Origin of the sequence: Mesorhizobium sp. M1334 (assembly GCF_040317995.1) — a bacterium.
In the GTDB taxonomy this organism is placed as follows: Bacteria; Pseudomonadota; Alphaproteobacteria; order Rhizobiales; family Rhizobiaceae; genus Mesorhizobium.
On the sequence record NZ_JAMYLM010000012.1, the window covers coordinates 1 to 16,820 of the forward strand.

A 16,820-nucleotide genomic window follows, 5' to 3' on the forward strand; every position below is an offset into this window, starting at 1 on the left:
ACCGGGCGCCACGGCGCATTCTACCGCGGGTTGTCCAACCCCCGGGCGTTTAAACTCACAAAGGGCGTGTTTATCTGCGGGTGGCGGCGCGCCACGTTTTTATAGACGTGCGGCGCTGCAGTCTTTTCTTCGCCTTTGTCATGTTCTATGTCTGCCGCCGAGCGCGGGGGCGCGTCTTGTCAACAGCAAAACCATCCGGTACGCCCCCCTCATGACAGTTACCGTCCGTTTCGCCCCGTCACCGACCGGCCGCATCCATATCGGCAATGCGCGCACCGCTTTGTTCAATTGGCTGTTCGCCATCAAGAACAAAGGCCGCTTCATCCAGCGCTTCGACGACACCGACGTTGCCCGTTCGACGCAGGAGTTTTCCGACGCTATCCTGTATGACCTGCATTGGCTGGGCATCTTCCCCGACGCCACGGAGTACCAGTCGCGGCGCGTGGAAATCTACGATTCCGCACTGGAGAGGCTGAAGGAGGCGCGCCTCGTCTATGCTTGCTATGAGACGCCCGAAGAGCTCGACCTGAGGCGCAAGGTGCGCCGCACGCGTGGCCTGCCGCCAGTCTATGGCCGCGAGGCGTTGACGCTGACAGCTGAGCAGGTGGCGGAATATGAGGCCGATGGGCGGCGGCCGCACTGGCGCTTTCTGCTGCCCAACTTCACCGGTGATCCGCTGCAGCCGGAGCGCACCGAAATCCACTGGAACGACCTGGTGCGCGGCGAAGAAACCGTCGACCTCGCCTCGCTTTCAGACCCGGTTCTGCGGCGTGAGGACGGCACCTACCTCTATACATTGCCTTCGGTTGTCGACGACATCGACATGGGCGTCAGCCATGTCATTCGCGGCGACGACCACGTCACCAATACCGGCGTTCAGATAGCCCTGTTCCGAGCGCTTGGCGCGGAGCCGCCGGCGTTCGGCCACCACAATCTCCTGACAACGGCATCAGGCGAGGGACTTTCGAAGCGCACCGGCGCGCTGTCCATCCAGAGCCTGCGTGAGAGCGGCATCGAGCCGATGGCGGTGGCTTCGCTGGCGGTGCTCGTCGGTACCTCGGAAAACGTCATAGCGGTGCCGGCGATGGCCGAGCTGGCCGAGCGCTTCGATCCGGCTGCAACATCGAAATCCGCCGCCAAATTCGACCCGGACGAGCTCTTCGTGCTTAACCGCACGCTGCTGCACCACATGCCGTTTTCAGAGGCACGCGACCGGCTGATCGTGCTCGGCATCTCCGGCGAACAGGCCGAGCCTTTCTGGCTGGCGGTGCGCGGCAATCTCGACAGGCTGGCCGATGCGGCGATCTGGTGGCGTACGCTTCGAGACGGTCCAGAGGAGCCGGCGGAGTTTTCCGACGAGGACCGCGACTTTCTTCGCCAGGCATTCGAGCTGCTGCCGGAAGAGCCTTGGAACGGCACTGTCTGGAAGGACTGGACGGGCAAGATCCGAGCGGCGAGCGGCCGCAAGGGCAAGGCCCTGTTCATGCCGCTCAGGCTGGCGCTTACGGGACAGTCTTCCGGTCCGGAGCTTGCAGATCTGTTGCCGCTGCTGGGTCGGGAAGGAACGTTGGCCCGACGACCCTGACCTTGCGCTGCTCCGGCGGCGGCAGCGACGTCGGCGAGGGCACAGGTTTGGCGGCAAGCCGTCTGATCGCCTCACGGTTGAGGCCGCCTTGCGAATTGGCCAAGGTCTCCGGGTCGGCGCCCGGATCAGGCTTGGCAACCGGCAGCGGAATGAACGGGGTGGTCTCCACGCTCGCCTTGGATTGTGCCGGGGTTGGCGGGTTGCCGGCGATGATCTGGAAATTCTGCACGGCATTGCAGCCGCAGGTCGGCGGCCGGGGCGTGTCGGATTGCTTGTAAAGGTAGGCCGTCGACAGTTCGATATAAGGCCTGCCGGTCACTGAAGACGTCATCGACGCCGAATCGTCGTTCATGCCGCGCGTGTAGAAAACCTGCATCTCGGTGCCGGGGCAGCTCGATTCGCAGTTCTTCTGGTCGCGCTCGAAATCGCCCAGCGAGGCAGCATTCGACATCGGGAAGAAATAGCCGTCGCAGGTCCGCACGCACATGGTGCGGAATTCGCGTCGCGGCTGGCCCAACTCGTCGGCGTTGTTGAGGATGCTGCGGATGTTGCGCGGCTGACTTAGCTCTTCAGCCTGGTCGAGCTCTTCGGGCTGGTCGGGCGCACCAGGTTCACTGCCCAGAAGCTGGTCGAGCAGGCTTCGGTTGCCGTTTTCACGGCTGGCTTCGCGGTCAGGTGTGGGCGTCGACGCCGCATCATCGCGGCAGCCATTGGCGTCAAGCGAGGCCAATATGCGCGCGCGATCGCGTCGCGAACCACCGCCGGCAAGCTCACTGCGCTTGGCCTGCAAGGCGTCGAGATTGGCAGCCATGCGATCGATGGTGGCGTCGAGTGCCGCGCATGCGTTGGCGTTGCGGCGAGACAGCGAGAAGCCGCAGCCGGCGCTGCTGGACTGGCTGACGGCTTTTGAAATCTGCTGGCGCTGCCGGACGATCGCGTCGTCGTATTTCCTGAGCAGGCCCGGCTTGCCGCCGCCACCACGAGAAGCGGCGCCAAGATCGGCTTCAAGCTGGCGGCAGAGGCGCGAAGCGGCCTGCGACTGAGTGACGGCAATGCCGCACAGTAGCAGGACGCCGAGCAGCGCGGCTGCCCGCGTCAGCTTGCAATGTGCGCCCGTCATCCCTCCGGACCTCCACCTGCCTGTCATTCAGAACTACCGCGCTCGCGGTTAACCGTTCGTTTAGCATACCGCCGATTCCGGCTTCGGCTCAAATCGGCGATGGCTTGCGCCTGTGCGCGATCACGACGAGGGCTGTCATGCCGACCACCCCCCACGGCCTTTTCGGACAGAGCCAGTACCGCGACATCCTGGCGTTGCACGAAAAAGGCGTATTCGCCGAGAAGAATGCCTGGATTCAGTAATGCCCGGAGGCTTGGGATGACCTCGATTACCCGTCGAGCCGCGGTGCAATTTGGTCTTTTATGCCTGGCGATGCCGGTCGCCATGGCGCAGGAAAAGCTCGTCACGCCGGATTGGGGCACCAGATTGGTCGAAGCCGCTCGTGAGCAGATCGGCGTCACCACGCTCTACGATCCGACCTATACGCGCCTGGCCTATCCGGGCGGGGACGTTGAGCCAGAGCGGGGTGTGTGCACGGATGTCGTGATCCGTGCCTATCGCCGCGCCTTCGATCTCGACCTGCAAGAATTGGTGCATGAGGATATGCGGGTCAATTTCGCCGCCTATCCGAAGGCTTGGGGCTTGAAGGCGCCCGACCGCAACATCGACCACCGCCGTGTGCCTAATCTTGCGGTCTATTTCGAGCGGCGCGGTGCTGCCTTGCCCGTCAGCCAAGACCCCGCCGATTATCGGCCTGGGGATCTCGTCGCCCAGATGCTGCCCAGCAATCTGTCGCATATTGCCATCGTGTCGTCCAATCACTCCACTGTGGTGCCGACAAGAAGGCTGGTTATTCACAACATCGGCGGCGGCGCCAGAGAAGAGGACACTTTGTTTGCCTTCAGGCAGACAGGGCATTTCCGGTTCAAGCCAGTCTGAGAAGGCCCATCGCTAGCCCAGATCGACGATGGCTTGCGCCTTATGCGCGGCTTCGACCACTGCCAGTGCCGTCATGTTGACGACGCCGCGCGAGGTGACCGACGGTGTCAATATGTGCGCTGGGCTGTCGGTGCCGAGCAGGATCGGGCCGACATGCAGCGCGTCCATCATCGTGCGCAGCGCGGTCAGCGTGATGTTCGCCGAATCGAGATTGGGAAACACCAGCAGATTGGCTTCGCCCTTCAGCCGCGAATGCGGATAGACGCGTTGGCGCAGCTGCTCCGATAGTGCCGAGTCGGCATGCATCTCGCCGTCGCATTGCAGGTCGGGCGCGATGCGCGCCAGGATCGCCGCCGCCTGCCGCATCTTCATGGCGCTTGGCGAATCGCGGGAGCCGAAATCAGAATGCGACAGCAGCGCTGCCTTGGGCTCAATGCCGAAACGCTGAATTTCCTCGGCCGCCAAAACGGTCATTTCCGCAATTTCTTCGGCGGTCGGATCGACGGAGACATGGGTGTCGGTGAGGAAAATGATGCCGCGCTGCGAGATCAGCATGGACAGCGTCGACAGGTCGCGATCCCTAATGCCGGGGCGCGGCCCGATGATCAGCGTTACGTTGCGCAAATGGCGCTCGAAACGGCCTTCGAGCCCGCAGACCATGGCGTCGGCGTCGCCGCGCTTCAGGGCAAGGGCCGCGATCACCGTATTGTCGGTGCGCACCATGGTGCGCGCGGCTTCCGTCGTCACCCCACGCCGGCCGGCAAGCTCGATCAAAAGGTCGACATAGTGGCGGTAACGCGGATCGTCTTCCGGGTTGATCAAGCCGAAATCGACGCCCGGCTTGATGCGCAGCCCGTATCGTTTCAACCGCACCTCGATGACATGCGGGCGGCCGATCAGGATCGGTTCGGCAATGCCTTCCTCGAGCACGACCTGGGCGGCGCGAAGCACGCGCTCGTCCTCGCCGTCGGCATAGATGACGCGTTTGGCGCTCGACGTCTTGGCCATCGAGAACACCGGCTTCATGACCAGGCCGGAGCGGAAGACGAAGCGGTTCAGCTTGTCGATATAAGCGGCGAAATCGGTGATCGGCCGGGTCGCGACGCCGGTCTCGCAAGCTGCCTTGGCGACAGCAGGGGCAATGCGCAGGATCAGCCGCGGATCGAAAGGCGAGGGGATCAGGAACTCCGGACCAAAGATCGGCGTCTCGCCGGAATAGGCACGCGCGGCAACGTCGGACGGCTCTTCGCGGGCGAGCGCTGCAATCGCTCGCACAGCAGCCATCTTCATCTCTTCGTTGATGGCGCTTGCGCCGCAATCCAGCGCGCCACGGAAGATGTAAGGAAAACAGAGTACGTTATTGACTTGATTGGGGAAATCGGAGCGGCCGGTGCAGATCATCGCGTCGGGCCGCGCCGCCCGTGCTGCTTCCGGCATGATTTCGGGATTGGGATTGGCCAGCGCCAGGATCAGCGGCTTTGGCGCCATGTGGTGGAGTAATTCCGGCTTCAGCACGCCGGCGGCAGACAGGCCGAGAAACACGTCGGCGCCGGGCAGAACGTCGGCCAGCGTACGCGCCTCGGTGTCCTTCACATAAGGGTCTTTCCAGCGGTCCATCTCCTCGACGCGGCCCTTATGGGCGACGCCGAACCGGTCCGTGACCCAGATGTTTTCGACCCGCGCGCCGAGCGAGACCAGCAGGTTGAGGCAGGCAAGCGCCGCAGCACCAGCGCCCGACGTGACGATCTTGATGTCCGAGATGGACTTGCCGGCGAATTCCAGCCCGTTGAGCACGGCGGCGGCGACGATGATGGCGGTGCCGTGCTGGTCGTCATGGAAGACTGGTATGCCCATGCGGGCTTTCAACTGCTCCTCGACTTCGAAGCATTCGGGCGCCTTGATGTCTTCCAGGTTGATGCCGCCGAAGGTTGGTTCCAGCGCCGAGATCGTTTCGACCATGCGCTCGATGCCCGGTGCGTCGATCTCGATGTCGAAGACATCGATGCCGGCGAACTTCTTGAACAGCACCGCCTTGCCTTCCATCACCGGCTTGGAGGCGAGCGGACCGATATTCCCGAGGCCCAGCACCGCCGAACCGTTGGTGACAACTCCGACCAGATTGGCGCGGGCTGTATAGTCGGCGGCGGTTGCCGGGTCGTCGCGGATTTCAAGGCAGGGGGCGGCGACGCCCGGCGAATAGGCAAGCGCCAGGTCGCGCTGATTGCCCAGCGGCTTCGTCGCCTGGATTTCAAGCTTTCCGGGACGGGGGTGCTTATGGAAATAGAGCGCCGCTTCGTCGAGGTCGGATCGGGCCGCCTTCTTGCTTTCGCCTGTCATGACGGCCGCCTCCTCAGTTCAGTCCGTTTGGTGTTTTGAGTCTCTTAGCATGCAGCCGAGGCTTTTCGAGAGGTGATATGTCGCAAGCGCGAGCTTGCGGCTTGCACCCTGCCCTCCTGTGCGGTCTGCCATTGAGATGTTGGGGCGATAGGCGGGGTGCTGCGGCGAGGTACGCCGCCCAGTTCGAATGTCTTGTGGCGCTCGTCGCTCACAGAGGCCCCGCGGCGAAACAAGTCGACATTGCAGTTCTCCAAAATCCGTGAGATTCTTCGAAAAGTCGCACGAAATAGCGTGCGAACAACAAAGCGCCCCGACGTTTTCGGCGGACATCCAAACGCATCACAGATCGTGCCCCTGATTGTCGGTCGGACTGCTTAACCTGCCAAGGGAGGACGACAATGACTGTACGGCCAGACCCGACTTTCCACGCGACTGCCAAGCTCGCAATGCAGGCGCCAGTCGAAAATTTTGCCTACACTTTGATGTTGAGTCCCGACTTCTCTCAGCCAGATGGACTAGCCATAATTGACGTAAACCCGAAGTCGAAGGACTACGGCAAGGTCGTCAATAGCGTGACAATGCCGAACAAGGGCGACGAGTTTCACCATTTCGGCTGGAACGCGTGCTCTTCGGCCCTTTCGCCGCTGAATGGTCACCCGTTTCTCGAGCGCCGCTTTCTGATCATTCCCGGTATTCGATCTTCGCGCATTTACGTCATAGACACCAAGGGCGGACCGACCAAGGCCAAGATCCACAAGGTCATCGAGCCAGAAGAAGTGTTTGCCAAGACGGGCTATTCCAGGCCTCATACGATTCACTGCGGTCCGGAAGGTATTTATGTCTCGACGCTTGGGGGCGGTGGCCCTGACGGCACCGACGGACCTCCCGGCATCTTCGTCATGGATTGCCAGACGTTCGACGTCATCGGGCGCTACGAGATCGATCGCGGGCCGCAGGACAAGCAGTATGATTTCTGGTGGAACCTGCCACGCGACTACATGGTGTCGAGCGAGTGGGCCCTTCCGCCCCAGTTCGAGCAGGGCATCGTGCCTGAAGACCTCTTGTCGAACAAATATGGACACCGGGTGCATTTCTGGAATTTGCGCGAACGCAGGAACGTGCAGACCATCGATCTGGGCGCCAACCACCAGATGGCGCTGGAAGTCCGCCCCGCCCATGACCCGGTCAAGGAATACGGTTTCCTTGGAGTGGTCGTCGACACGACAAACCTCGAGGGATCGATCTGGACCTGGTGGCGCGAGGGCGGCAAATTCCACTGCGAAAAGACGGCGACCATCCCGCCCGAGGCAGCCGCCAAGGATGACCTGCCGCCATTGCTTCAGGGCTTCGAGGCGGTGCCGCCGCTAGTAACGGACATCGACCTGTCGCTCGATGACCGATTCCTGTACGTATCCTGCTGGGGCACCGGCGAGATGCGCCAATACGATGTGACCGATCCGATGAAGCCTAAGCTTGCAGGGTCCATCCATATTGGCGGCATCACGCGCAAGACCAAGCATCCCGGCGGCGGCGACTACAGGGGCGGACCGCAAATGGTCGAGATCAGCCGCGACGGCAAACGCGTTTACTGGACCAACTCCCTGTATTCGACTTGGGACGACCAGTTCTATCGCGATGGTATTCCGGCAGCCATGGTCAAGGCCAATGTCGGCGAGAACGGTGGAATCACCCTGGACAAGGACTTTTATGTCGAGTTCCCCGAGGGGTATCGCTCGCACCAGATTCGTCTGGAAGGCGGCGATTGCTCGACGGATTCGTTCTGCTATCCGTCGGTGTAACCGACTGCCCGGGTCAATGAAGCGATGAGCGAGTGGACGACGGCCGGTCTCTGGCTGGCCGTCGTCGCCAGCGGCATTTATCACGGCATCAATCCTGGCATGGGCTGGCCGTTGGCCGTTTCGGCCGGCCTTTTGGACAGACGTGCCGGCGAATTGTTTCGGGCGCTCGGCCTTTTGGCAATAGGCCACTTTGTGGCGATGATCGGTATCCTGCTGCCCTTCGGCGCGATGCTGACGCTCATCGTCTGGGAACGACAGATTCGCATCGCGGCGGGGTTGATTGTGATCGCAGCCGGGATCTATCTCCTGATCAACCGGCGCCACCCGCGTGTTCTTGCCCGTATCCCGCCGGCGCAATTGGCCTTGTGGTCCTTCGCGGCCGCCACCGCGCATGGCGCCGGACTGATGCTGGTGCCGATTTATCTCGGCCTGTGCCAGGCAGGCGATCTCGATGTTGGACACCAGGCGGCTACCACGCTCATGGCCGGTAATCTGATCACCGCCACCGCCGTCTCCGTGGTCCATACGGCCGCGATGATTGTAAGTGGCGGTGTTATCGCCATTGCCGTCTATCGATGGCTCGGACCCAAGTTCATCTCACAAAGCTGGTTCAATCTCGACACTGTGTGGGCCGTGAGCCTGATCCTGGTGGGCGGAATTGGGATCGCGAGTATCGGATTCGCTCGCTAGGTTGCATCCATTGGCAAAGGAATTCTCCCTTCTGCGAATGTCAGGAAAGGTCAGATCGCATCATGCGGCGCTCGCACCCAACAACCGCAAAGGGTCGTTCTTCCGCCGTCCAGAGGGTAACCAAGCGTTTGGATTTCTACCACTAGAACGCGCTGACGTAGAGGCCGCCGTCGACCGGTATGTTCTGCCCGGTCAGGTAGCCGGCATGGACCGAGCACAGGAAGGCGCAGATCTGGCCGAACTCCTCCGGCGTGCCGAGCCGTTTGGCCGGAACATTGGCTGCTGCTTGCGCCTTGCGCGCGGCAGCGGCCGCCGGATCCTCGACACTGCCGGGTTCATGCGGGCCGCGCAGCCGGTCGGTGTCTAGTTTTCCCGGCAGCATGTTGTTGATCGTCACATTGCGGTCGATCACCGTCCGCGCGACGCCGGCGAGGAACGAGGTGAGGCCGGCGCGGGCGCCGGACGACAGGTCGAGGCCGGGGATAGGCACATAGACGGACAGTGAGGTGATGTTGACGATGCGGCCGAAGCCGCGCGCCGCCATGCCGTCGATCACGGCCTGAACCAGTTCGACAGGGGTTACCATGTTCTGGGTGACGCCCTCGAGGATCTTTTCGCGGTCGAGCGCACGGAAATCGCGAAACGGCAGACCGCCATTGTTGTTGACGAGGATGTCGGGATCGGGGCAGGCGGCAAGCAGCGCCTGCTGGACATCGGGCTTGGATATGTCGCCGACGATCTCGGTCACCTTGACGCCGAATTTCTCCCGCAGTTCAGCGGCGGTTTTGGCCAGCACGTCGGCGCTGCGGCCATTGACGACCAGATCGCAGCCTGCCTCCGCCAGTGCCATGGCGCAGCCCCGTCCCAAGCCTTTGCTCGAAGCACAGACGATGGCCTTCTTGCCGCGAATGCCGAGATCCATGGTGATTTTCTCCTCTGATTGCCGCGGTAACCTATCCGGATGGCTGGACCAATCGCAACCGTCATACGGTTGTTGCATGAATCGGGGCATAGCCTCACGCGAAAGCAACGGTGACAAATGATGTCCGGCGCAGAGCCCCGCACTTTCCGCAGCATGTTCATCTCCGACGTCCATCTCGGATCGAAAGCGGCGAAGGCCGAGTTCCTGATCGATTTCCTGCGCCGTCACGATGCCGATATCATCTATCTCGTCGGCGACATCGTCGACGGCTGGCGCTTGAGACGAAGCTGGCATTGGCCGCAGAGCCACAATGACGTCGTCCAGAAATTGCTGCGCAAGGCGCGCAAGGGCGCCAGCATCACCTACATCGCCGGCAATCACGACGAGTTCGCGCGCCAGTTCCAGGGCGTGCATTTCGGCGGCATTGTCGTCGCCGACCGCGCCATCCACGAGACTGCCGATGGCAAACGCCTTCTTGTCATTCATGGCGACCAGTTCGACACCGTCGTCCACAATGCGCGCTGGCTCGCCTATCTCGGCGATTACGCCTATGACGCGGCGATGCTGGTCAACCGCGTCATCACGCGCCTGCGCCAGGTGCTCGGCCTGCCTTACTGGTCGTTCTCGTCCTGGGCCAAGGTCAAGGTCAAGAAGGCGGTGAATTTCATCGGCTCGTTCCAGACCGTGCTGACCGAGGAGGCGCGCCGCTCGCACGTCGACGGCGTCATCTGCGGGCACATCCACCACGCCGCGATCGAAAGCTACGAGGACGTGCAGTACATCAACACCGGCGACTGGGTGGAGAGCTGCACGGCGGTGGTCGAGCATTTTGACGGCCGGATGGAGATCCTGCACTGGGCGCATGTCCTGCCGGAGACTCCGGTCGGCGGCGAGGTGCTCGTGCCGATCGACATCAAGGGCAGGGCAGTCCAGGCGGCTTGACCAAAACCCGGCCCCCCTCGCTTCAATCGGTTAGTCCAGCGGTTTCATCGACTTTTTCGCCGTGTTATGCAGCGGCAGGTGTGGTGGGCCGACCCGGCTGAATGCCGTGCCGACGGATCGCCTGTCAATGTCCTCGCTGCCGCCGCTTTCGCCCGAACAGCTCGTCAAGCCACGCCATTTCGAACTGCGCATGAGCTTGATCTTCTTCACGCTCTTCGTGCCGCTCGGAACGCATGTGCCGTATTTTCCCCTGTGGCTGCAGGCCAAGGGGTTCCACGCCGAGCAGATAGCCGTGATCCTCGCCGCGCCGATGTTCCTGCGTGTGGCAACGACGCCTTTTCTTACCGCGCTGGCAGACAAAGCGAGCGATCGCGCCAATGTCTATGTTGCGCTGGTCGCCGCATCGCTGATCCTGTCCGCCGGCTACCTCCTGCCGCCGACCTACGCAATGGTACTTGCCGTATCCCTGGCGCTGACGGTCGTTTGGACGCCGCATTCGCCGATTGCCGATTCACTCGCCCTTTCTGGTGTTCGCCGCTTCGGCTCGAACTACGCCGGCATGCGCAAATGGGGCTCGATCTCCTATCTCTGTGCCAATCTCGCCGGCGGTTTCATCTTGTCGGCGAGCGGTGCTCAGGCTGTCCCGGTGATCATCTTCGTGTCGTTATGCGCCGCGCTAGCCGCCGGGCTGATTGCGCCGCGCCTCGGCCGCCCGCGCCGCGCCTCGCCGCTTTCGGCTGCCGACATCCAGCAATCGGCATCAAAACTCCTCAACCCGTATTTTCTTTATTTTTCGACCGGGGTCGGCGTCATCACCGCCAGCCACGCGTTTCTCTACGGCTTCGTGTCGATCTACTGGAAGTCGATCGGCATCAGCGATTCGGTTGTTGGGCTGCTCTGGGGGTGGGGCGTCGTCGCCGAGATATGCATGTTCGTCGTCTTCACTCGGGCTTTCGCCTCCTTCTCGATCGTGTCGATCATGCTGATTGCCGGGACAGGCGCTATCGTGCGCTGGATCGCCTTCCCTTTGATCTGGCCGCTTGGACTTGGCGTTGGCGGGTTTTTCGCGATCCAGACGCTGCACGCGGTTTCGGTGGCGCTGGTGCTGATCGGCCTGCAAAAGATGATCGGTGAGACGGTCGTGGAAGAACGCACCGGGGCGGCGCAAGGCATCGCCTATTTTTCCAACGGCTTCTTCATGGCGGTGGCGACGCTCATTTCCGGTCCTCTTTACGACCGCTTCGGCGCGAACGGCTTCTTTGCCATGATCCCGATCACCCTGACGGGCCTGGCGCTGATCGGACTTGCGGCGCGTTCAGCCCCACAGCGCCGGCTCGGGCGGTGACACCAGCGACCCTTGATAGACGAGACCGGGAATGCGGTCGCGGGCTAGCAGCAACGGACCGTCGAGATCGACGAAATCGGCATCCTGCGCCAACAGAACGGCCGGCGCCATCGCAAGCGATGTGCCGACCATGCAGCCGACCATAACGCCAAGACCCAGTTCGCGGGCGCGGTCGCGAAGCACGAGTGCTGCGGTCAGGCCGCCGGATTTGTCGAGCTTGATGTTGATGGCGTCGTAGAGGCCGACAAGCGCTCCAATATCCTTCGCCTCGTGCACGCTTTCGTCGGCGCAGATCGGCACCGGATGCGCGATGTGGCGAAGAATACCGTCATGTCCCGCCGGCAGCGGCTGTTCGATCAAGGCGATACCTTGCGCAGCGGCAAAGGCGAGGTTTTCTACGATGTTGTCGTTCGTCCAGCCTTCGTTGGCATCAAGAATGATTCGGCTGTCGGGTGCCGCCGCCGTCACTGCGCGGATGCGGGCGATGTCGTTGTCGCCGCCGATCTTGACCTTGAGCAGCGGGCGCTGGGCGTTGGCGCGGGCCTGCGCCGCCACCGCTTCCGGCTCGGCGAGCGACAATGTGTACGCCGTCTCAAGCGGTCGTAACGGAACGGTTCGTATCGTATGCGCCACCGGTGTTCCGCTGATCTTCGCTTCCAGGTCCCAGAGCGCGCAGTCGATGGCGTTGCGTGCCGCGCCGGCAGGCATGGCACCGAGCAGGGCGATGCGGCTGATGCCGTGCGCGATCTCACTGCGCATCGCCTCTATCGCGCCACGCACACCCTCCATGGTCTCGCCATAGCGCTTGTAAGGAACGCATTCGCCGCGTCCTGTACGGCCGTTTTCGGTGATGGCGCAGGAAATCACCTCCGCTTCGGTCTTCGAGCCGCGCGAAATGGTAAAGGTTCCGGCTATCGGAAAGCGCTCGGCCTCGACCGAAATGACACGCGCCATATTTTTCTGCTCCGGCTGTGCACAAGGAGGATGTCGGCAAATCGACAGCTCGGCCCCGTCAGGCTAAACAGGACGCCATGTTGACCATCCGCAAACGCGACGCAAGCGGCCCTGCCAAGGAGCCCGACCACCAGCCGCGCATCGCGATCGGCGAGGAGGGCGGCGTTCTCGGCTGCGCTTTCTCGGGAAGCTGGACGACACGCACCGTGGCGTTGGTCGATGCCGAGATGCGCAAGATCGAGAAGCGCGGCGGCTTCAAGACGCTGGCGCTCGATCTGTCGCAGATCGAGAAGATGGACACTGCCGGCGCCTGGCTGATCGATCGCCTGGTGAGCAGCTTCGAAAAGAAGGGCGTCGAGATCAAGATGCAGGGGCAAAGCGAGATTGCCTCGATCCTGCTTGGCGCCGTCGGCGATGCGGTTCGACGCGAGCCCGGATCCGGTCTGGCAAAGCCGCCCAACTTCATCATTCGGGGGCTCGAGGCGGTAGGCCGTCGCGTCTATGAGATGCGCGACGATTTCCTGGCCGCAATGAACATCCTCGGCGCTACGATACGCGGCTCTCAGATGAAGCTTGGCCGTGGCCATGCCGTCAATATGGCGGCGATCTTCAACCAGATCGATCGCATGGGCGTCGGCGCCATACCGGTGGTGGTGCTGATGTCGGCCATCGTCGGTGCGATCGTTGCCCAGCAAGGCGCCTATCAGCTCAGTTATTTCGGCGCCGACATCTTCGTCGTCGACCTGGTCGGCGTGCTGATCCTGCGCGAGCTCGGCGTTTTGATGACGGCGATCATGATCGCCGGCCGCTCCGGTAGCGCGATCACCGCCGAGATCGGCTCGATGAAGATGCGCGAGGAGGTCGATGCGCTGAAGGTGATCGGTCTTAATCCAATCGGCGTGCTGGTGTTTCCGCGGCTGGTCGCGCTGGTCGTCGCGCTGCCTTGCCTGACGATCATCGCCAACTTTGCAGCACTGGGCGGCGGCATTTTGGCTGCGTGGCTCTACTCTGATATTGCACCGGCAGCGTTCATCGACCGGCTGCGTGTCGCAATCGACCTCAGCACCATCTTTGCGGGCCTGATCAAGGCGCCGTTCATGGCCATGATCATCGGCATAATCGCCTCGGTCGAGGGCATGAAGGTTGGCGGCAGCGCCGAATCGCTCGGCCAGCATGTGACCGCCTCAGTGGTGAAGTCGATCTTCGTGGTCATTATCCTCGACGGGCTTTTCGCCATGTTCTATGCAGCGATCGAGTTCTGAGATGGCGCTGCCGGGCACAAACACGACCAAGGTGGCGACGAAGGTCAAAGAAGACGAGATCGTGCTGTCGGCACACGACATCACCGTATCGTTCGCCGACCAGGTCGTTCTCGACAAATTGTCGCTCGATATCTGGCGCGGGGAGATTCTCGGCTTTGTTGGTGCCTCCGGTGCGGGCAAATCTGTTCTCTTGCGCACCATCCTTGGCTTGACGCGCAAGCAATCGGGCACAATCAAACTGTTCGGCGTCGACGTCGAGAAGGCAACCGAAAGGGAGCGCCTTCGAATCGACATGCGGCTTGGCGTGCTGTTCCAGCATGGCGCCCTTTTTTCGGCGCTGACGGTCCTCGAAAACGTCCAGGTGCCGATGCGTGAATATCTCGATTTGCCGAAGAAGCTGATGGACGAACTTGCCATGCTCAAGGTCGAGTTGGTCGGACTGCCGCCGGAGGCGGCGCAGAAATTCCCCTCCGAGCTCTCCGGCGGTATGATCAAGCGTGCCGCCTTGGCGCGCGCCCTGGCGCTCGATCCGGACATCGTTTTCCTCGACGAGCCGACGTCCGGCCTCGATCCAATTAGTGCGGCTGAATTCGACGAATTGGTCGTCAAGCTGCGCGATACGATGGATTTGACCGTGTATATGGTCACGCATGATCTCGACACGCTGTTTACCGCGTGCGATCGCGTGGCGGTGCTTGGCAACAAGAAGGTGCTGGTCGAGGGCACGATCGACGACATGCTCAGGAGCGAGGAACCCTGGGTAAAATCCTATTTCCGCGGAAAACGCGCCCGGCAACTTGATCTTGCGGCGCGCGCATAGCCATAAGTGAGCAATGGAAACCAGGGCCAACTACGTCATTGTCGGCATTTTCACGCTGGCCGCGATCCTCGCGGCTTTCGCTTTCGTCTATTGGACGGCGGCTATCGGCGAAAGGGGCGAGACGGCGGTGCTGCGCGTGCGCATTCCAGGCTCCGCTTCGGGGCTCGGCCGTGGCAGTTTCGTGCTGTTCAATGGCGTCAAAGTCGGCGACGTGCGCCGTGTCTATATTGACGTCGACAATCCGACTGCTGCTATCGCCGACACCGAAATAGACCGGAATACGCCTATCACCAAGTCGACGCAGGCCGATATCGGGCTTGCCGGCCTCACCGGCCAGGCCAACATCGAGCTCAAGGGCGCCGACCCCAAGGAGCCAAAACTCCTCGACGAGGCGGAAAAGGAAGGCCGCGTCGCCGAGATCGTTGCCAACCCGTCGGCCGTCACCAACCTGTTGCAGACGGCGCAGAACATCTTCACCCGGGCCGACAAGGTCCTTTCGGAGCTCGAAGGCTTCACCAAGGATGTTCGCGGGCCGCTGACGCAGACCGTCAACAATGTCCAGACCTTCTCCGATGCACTGGCCAGGAATGCGGACGGCGTCGACAAGTTCCTGGCCAGCGTCAGCTCGCTGGCGGACGAATTAAAAGGTGTTTCGGGCAAGCTCGACGGCACCCTGAAGGCGGCGGAAGGGCTACTCAACGCCGTCAACAAGGACCAGATCAAGAGCATCGTCGCCAATGTCGACACGGTCACCGCCAATCTCAAGGAAACCAGCAAGCAGTTCGACACGGTCATCAAGAACGTCGACACCGCGGTCGGCTCGATCAACGACTTCGCCCAGAAGACGCAAGGCACGCTGGCCAAGGTCGACGGCGTTCTCGACGGCATCGATCCGGCTGAGGTGCGCACCGCGCTGGCCAATATCCAGAAGGCCAGCGAAAACGCCAACGAGGCTGCCGCCGACATCGCCAAGGTGACCAACAAGTTCGCCAACCGAGCCGATGACATCGATGAAACCATCAAAGACGCGCATCAACTCGCAGGACGCCTCAACGATGCCTCGGTGCGAGTCGACGGTATCCTTGCCAAGGTCGACAAACTGCTTGGCTCCGGCCAGGCCGACGGCGTCATGGCCGACGCCAGAGCGACGCTGAAATCGTTCAAGCAGGTCGCCGACACGCTGAACGCCCGTCTCGGTACCATTACCGACAATTTGGCGCGGTTCTCGGGACAAGGGCTGCAAAACGTCGAAGCGCTGGTCCAGGACAGCCGCCGTTCGATCAACCGCATCGAAGAGGCGGTAACCGATCTCAGCCGCAACCCACAAAGGATCTTGTCCGGCGGCGAGGGCGAGGTCCGACAGTTCGACGGCAGGGTGCGCCGTTGACTTCGATCCCCGACCACCGCAAGAACATAGCTGGCAGATGCGCATTGTTTCCACGATCCGGGGGGGATCGCGTTTGAAGTCGATCAGTTCAGGCAGCATCACATCGGGCGGGTCTAAGGTCGGGGCGATGTTGCTGGCGCTTTCGCTTGCAAGCTGCGCAGCCTTGCCGGGCGGCAGACCGGCGCCGCTGGATACGTTCGAGCTTTCGGCGCCGTCGCTGCAAGCGCGTGCCCGCAGCCGGCGCCAGATACTCATCGCCCAGCCTTCGGCGCTCAAGGCGCTGGATAGCCAGAACATCGTCATCAAGCCATCACCGCGATCGATCCAGTATCTCAAGGGCGCGCAATGGGCCGACCGGCTGCCGATGATCGTACAGGCGCGGCTGGCAGAGACGTTCCAGCGCTCGGGCAGCTTCACCGGCGTCGGCAAGCCAGGCGAGGGGCTGGCGATCGACTATCAGGTGATCGTCGAGATCCGCTCGTTCGAGGTGCGTGTCGATGGCGGCGAACATGCCGAGGTCGAGCTGTTCGTGCGCCTGTTGAACGACCGCAACGGTGAAGTGCGCGCTTCGAAGACGTTTAGCGCCATCGCGCCCGTTTCGGGCAATGGCAACCAGGCCTATGTCGGCGCGCTCGATGCCGCGTTCGGCGATGCGGCCGGGCAAATCGTCCGCTGGACCGACACTGTGATCTGACGCGGCCGGAACTGCTGGCACGGCACTCTACAGCGCCAATGGAATTCAGTACGGCATGAAAAAGGCGGGAAATCCCGCCTTTTC

At 62.2% G+C, this 16,820-nt stretch carries 14 protein-coding genes; 10 read left to right on the plus strand and 4 right to left on the minus strand.

What is annotated here, in order from left to right; genetic code table 11:
- Positions 1 to 211 precede the first annotated feature (211 nt).
- Positions 212 to 1,585 (plus strand): glutamate--tRNA ligase, encoded by a 1,374-nt coding sequence (gene gltX, locus NKH17_RS20060; RefSeq protein WP_352806928.1) that lies wholly within the window; start codon positions 212 to 214, stop codon positions 1,583 to 1,585.
- Here the strand turns inward: gltX and NKH17_RS20065 are convergent.
- On the minus strand, positions 1,503 to 2,705 hold the full coding sequence (locus NKH17_RS20065; protein WP_352806931.1) for a DUF2865 domain-containing protein: 1,203 nt from the start codon (positions 2,703 to 2,705) through the stop codon (positions 1,503 to 1,505). The two genes, gltX and NKH17_RS20065, sit on opposite strands and share 83 nt — an antisense overlap.
- A gap of 258 nt (positions 2,706 to 2,963) precedes the next feature.
- On the opposite strand from NKH17_RS20065, the gene NKH17_RS20070 reads away from it, so the two are divergent.
- Positions 2,964 to 3,584, plus strand: a complete 621-nt coding sequence (locus tag NKH17_RS20070) for a DUF1287 domain-containing protein (protein WP_352806933.1) — start codon at positions 2,964 to 2,966, stop codon at positions 3,582 to 3,584.
- Positions 3,585 to 3,596: 12 nt separating this feature from the next.
- Here NKH17_RS20070 and NKH17_RS20075 read toward each other — a convergent pair whose 3' ends face one another.
- On the minus strand, positions 3,597 to 5,921 hold the full coding sequence (locus NKH17_RS20075; RefSeq protein WP_254820171.1) for an NADP-dependent malic enzyme: 2,325 nt from the start codon (positions 5,919 to 5,921) through the stop codon (positions 3,597 to 3,599).
- 398 nt (positions 5,922 to 6,319) lie between these two features.
- Here NKH17_RS20075 and NKH17_RS20080 point away from each other — a divergent pair, with 398 nt between their 5' ends.
- Positions 6,320 to 7,720 (plus strand): selenium-binding protein SBP56-related protein, encoded by a 1,401-nt coding sequence (locus NKH17_RS20080; protein WP_352806937.1) that lies wholly within the window; start codon positions 6,320 to 6,322, stop codon positions 7,718 to 7,720.
- A gap of 24 nt (positions 7,721 to 7,744) precedes the next feature.
- Positions 7,745 to 8,410, plus strand: coding sequence for a hypothetical protein (locus NKH17_RS20085; RefSeq protein ID WP_352806940.1), 666 nt, complete (start codon positions 7,745 to 7,747; stop codon positions 8,408 to 8,410).
- A 142-nt stretch (positions 8,411 to 8,552) separates the two neighbouring features.
- Here NKH17_RS20085 and NKH17_RS20090 read toward each other — a convergent pair whose 3' ends face one another.
- Positions 8,553 to 9,332 (minus strand): SDR family oxidoreductase, encoded by a 780-nt coding sequence (locus tag NKH17_RS20090; RefSeq protein WP_352899050.1) that lies wholly within the window; start codon positions 9,330 to 9,332, stop codon positions 8,553 to 8,555.
- A 120-nt stretch (positions 9,333 to 9,452) separates the two neighbouring features.
- Between NKH17_RS20090 and NKH17_RS20095 the strand changes: the two genes are divergently transcribed.
- Both NKH17_RS20095 and NKH17_RS20100 read left to right on the plus strand, forming a co-directional pair.
- Positions 9,453 to 10,274, plus strand: coding sequence for a UDP-2,3-diacylglucosamine diphosphatase (locus tag NKH17_RS20095; protein ID WP_352899049.1), 822 nt, complete (start codon positions 9,453 to 9,455; stop codon positions 10,272 to 10,274).
- A gap of 127 nt (positions 10,275 to 10,401) precedes the next feature.
- On the plus strand, positions 10,402 to 11,619 hold the full coding sequence (locus tag NKH17_RS20100; RefSeq protein WP_352806946.1) for an MFS transporter: 1,218 nt from the start codon (positions 10,402 to 10,404) through the stop codon (positions 11,617 to 11,619).
- On the opposite strand, the gene dgcA is transcribed toward NKH17_RS20100, so the two are convergent.
- Complete coding sequence (gene dgcA, locus NKH17_RS20105; protein WP_352972110.1) at positions 11,590 to 12,573, minus strand: N-acetyl-D-Glu racemase DgcA; 984 nt, start codon at positions 12,571 to 12,573, stop codon at positions 11,590 to 11,592. The genes NKH17_RS20100 and dgcA overlap by 30 nt on opposite strands.
- 77 nt (positions 12,574 to 12,650) lie before the next feature.
- On the opposite strand from dgcA, the gene NKH17_RS20110 reads away from it, so the two are divergent.
- The 4 genes from NKH17_RS20110 to NKH17_RS20125 all read left to right on the plus strand — a co-directional run bounded on the left by NKH17_RS20110 (position 12,651) and on the right by NKH17_RS20125 (position 16,736).
- Positions 12,651 to 13,835 (plus strand): ABC transporter permease, encoded by a 1,185-nt coding sequence (locus tag NKH17_RS20110; protein ID WP_352806949.1) that lies wholly within the window; start codon positions 12,651 to 12,653, stop codon positions 13,833 to 13,835.
- 1 nt (position 13,836) lies between these two features.
- Entirely contained in the window at positions 13,837 to 14,655 is an 819-nt protein-coding gene (locus tag NKH17_RS20115; RefSeq protein WP_254820179.1) for an ABC transporter ATP-binding protein, read from the plus strand.
- 13 nt (positions 14,656 to 14,668) lie between these two features.
- Positions 14,669 to 16,042 carry an MlaD family protein gene (locus NKH17_RS20120; RefSeq protein ID WP_352899047.1) on the plus strand — a complete coding sequence of 458 codons (1,374 nt, stop codon included), beginning with the start codon at positions 14,669 to 14,671 and terminating at the stop codon, positions 16,040 to 16,042.
- A 127-nt stretch (positions 16,043 to 16,169) separates the two neighbouring features.
- Complete coding sequence (locus NKH17_RS20125; RefSeq protein WP_352807093.1) at positions 16,170 to 16,736, plus strand: ABC-type transport auxiliary lipoprotein family protein; 567 nt, start codon at positions 16,170 to 16,172, stop codon at positions 16,734 to 16,736.
- The last annotated feature ends 84 nt before the right edge of the window (positions 16,737 to 16,820 follow it).

Excerpts from the sequence above, each read along its gene's own strand:
- gltX (WP_352806928.1), top strand. The coding sequence starts at position 212 with ATGACAGTTACCGTCCGTTTCGCCCCGTCACCGACCGGCCGCATCCAT.
- NKH17_RS20065 (WP_352806931.1), bottom strand. The coding sequence starts at position 2,705 with ATGACGGGCGCACATTGCAAGCTGACGCGGGCAGCCGCGCTGCTCGGC.
- NKH17_RS20070 (WP_352806933.1), top strand. The coding sequence starts at position 2,964 with ATGACCTCGATTACCCGTCGAGCCGCGGTGCAATTTGGTCTTTTATGC.
- NKH17_RS20075 (WP_254820171.1), bottom strand. The coding sequence starts at position 5,921 with ATGACAGGCGAAAGCAAGAAGGCGGCCCGATCCGACCTCGACGAAGCG.
- NKH17_RS20080 (WP_352806937.1), top strand. The coding sequence starts at position 6,320 with ATGACTGTACGGCCAGACCCGACTTTCCACGCGACTGCCAAGCTCGCA.
- NKH17_RS20085 (WP_352806940.1), top strand. The coding sequence starts at position 7,745 with ATGAGCGAGTGGACGACGGCCGGTCTCTGGCTGGCCGTCGTCGCCAGC.
- NKH17_RS20090 (WP_352899050.1), bottom strand. The coding sequence starts at position 9,332 with ATGGATCTCGGCATTCGCGGCAAGAAGGCCATCGTCTGTGCTTCGAGC.
- NKH17_RS20095 (WP_352899049.1), top strand. The coding sequence starts at position 9,453 with ATGTCCGGCGCAGAGCCCCGCACTTTCCGCAGCATGTTCATCTCCGAC.
- NKH17_RS20100 (WP_352806946.1), top strand. The coding sequence starts at position 10,402 with ATGTCCTCGCTGCCGCCGCTTTCGCCCGAACAGCTCGTCAAGCCACGC.
- dgcA (WP_352972110.1), bottom strand. The coding sequence starts at position 12,573 with ATGGCGCGTGTCATTTCGGTCGAGGCCGAGCGCTTTCCGATAGCCGGA.
- NKH17_RS20110 (WP_352806949.1), top strand. The coding sequence starts at position 12,651 with ATGTTGACCATCCGCAAACGCGACGCAAGCGGCCCTGCCAAGGAGCCC.
- NKH17_RS20115 (WP_254820179.1), top strand. The coding sequence starts at position 13,837 with ATGGCGCTGCCGGGCACAAACACGACCAAGGTGGCGACGAAGGTCAAA.
- NKH17_RS20120 (WP_352899047.1), top strand. The coding sequence starts at position 14,669 with ATGGAAACCAGGGCCAACTACGTCATTGTCGGCATTTTCACGCTGGCC.
- NKH17_RS20125 (WP_352807093.1), top strand. The coding sequence starts at position 16,170 with ATGTTGCTGGCGCTTTCGCTTGCAAGCTGCGCAGCCTTGCCGGGCGGC.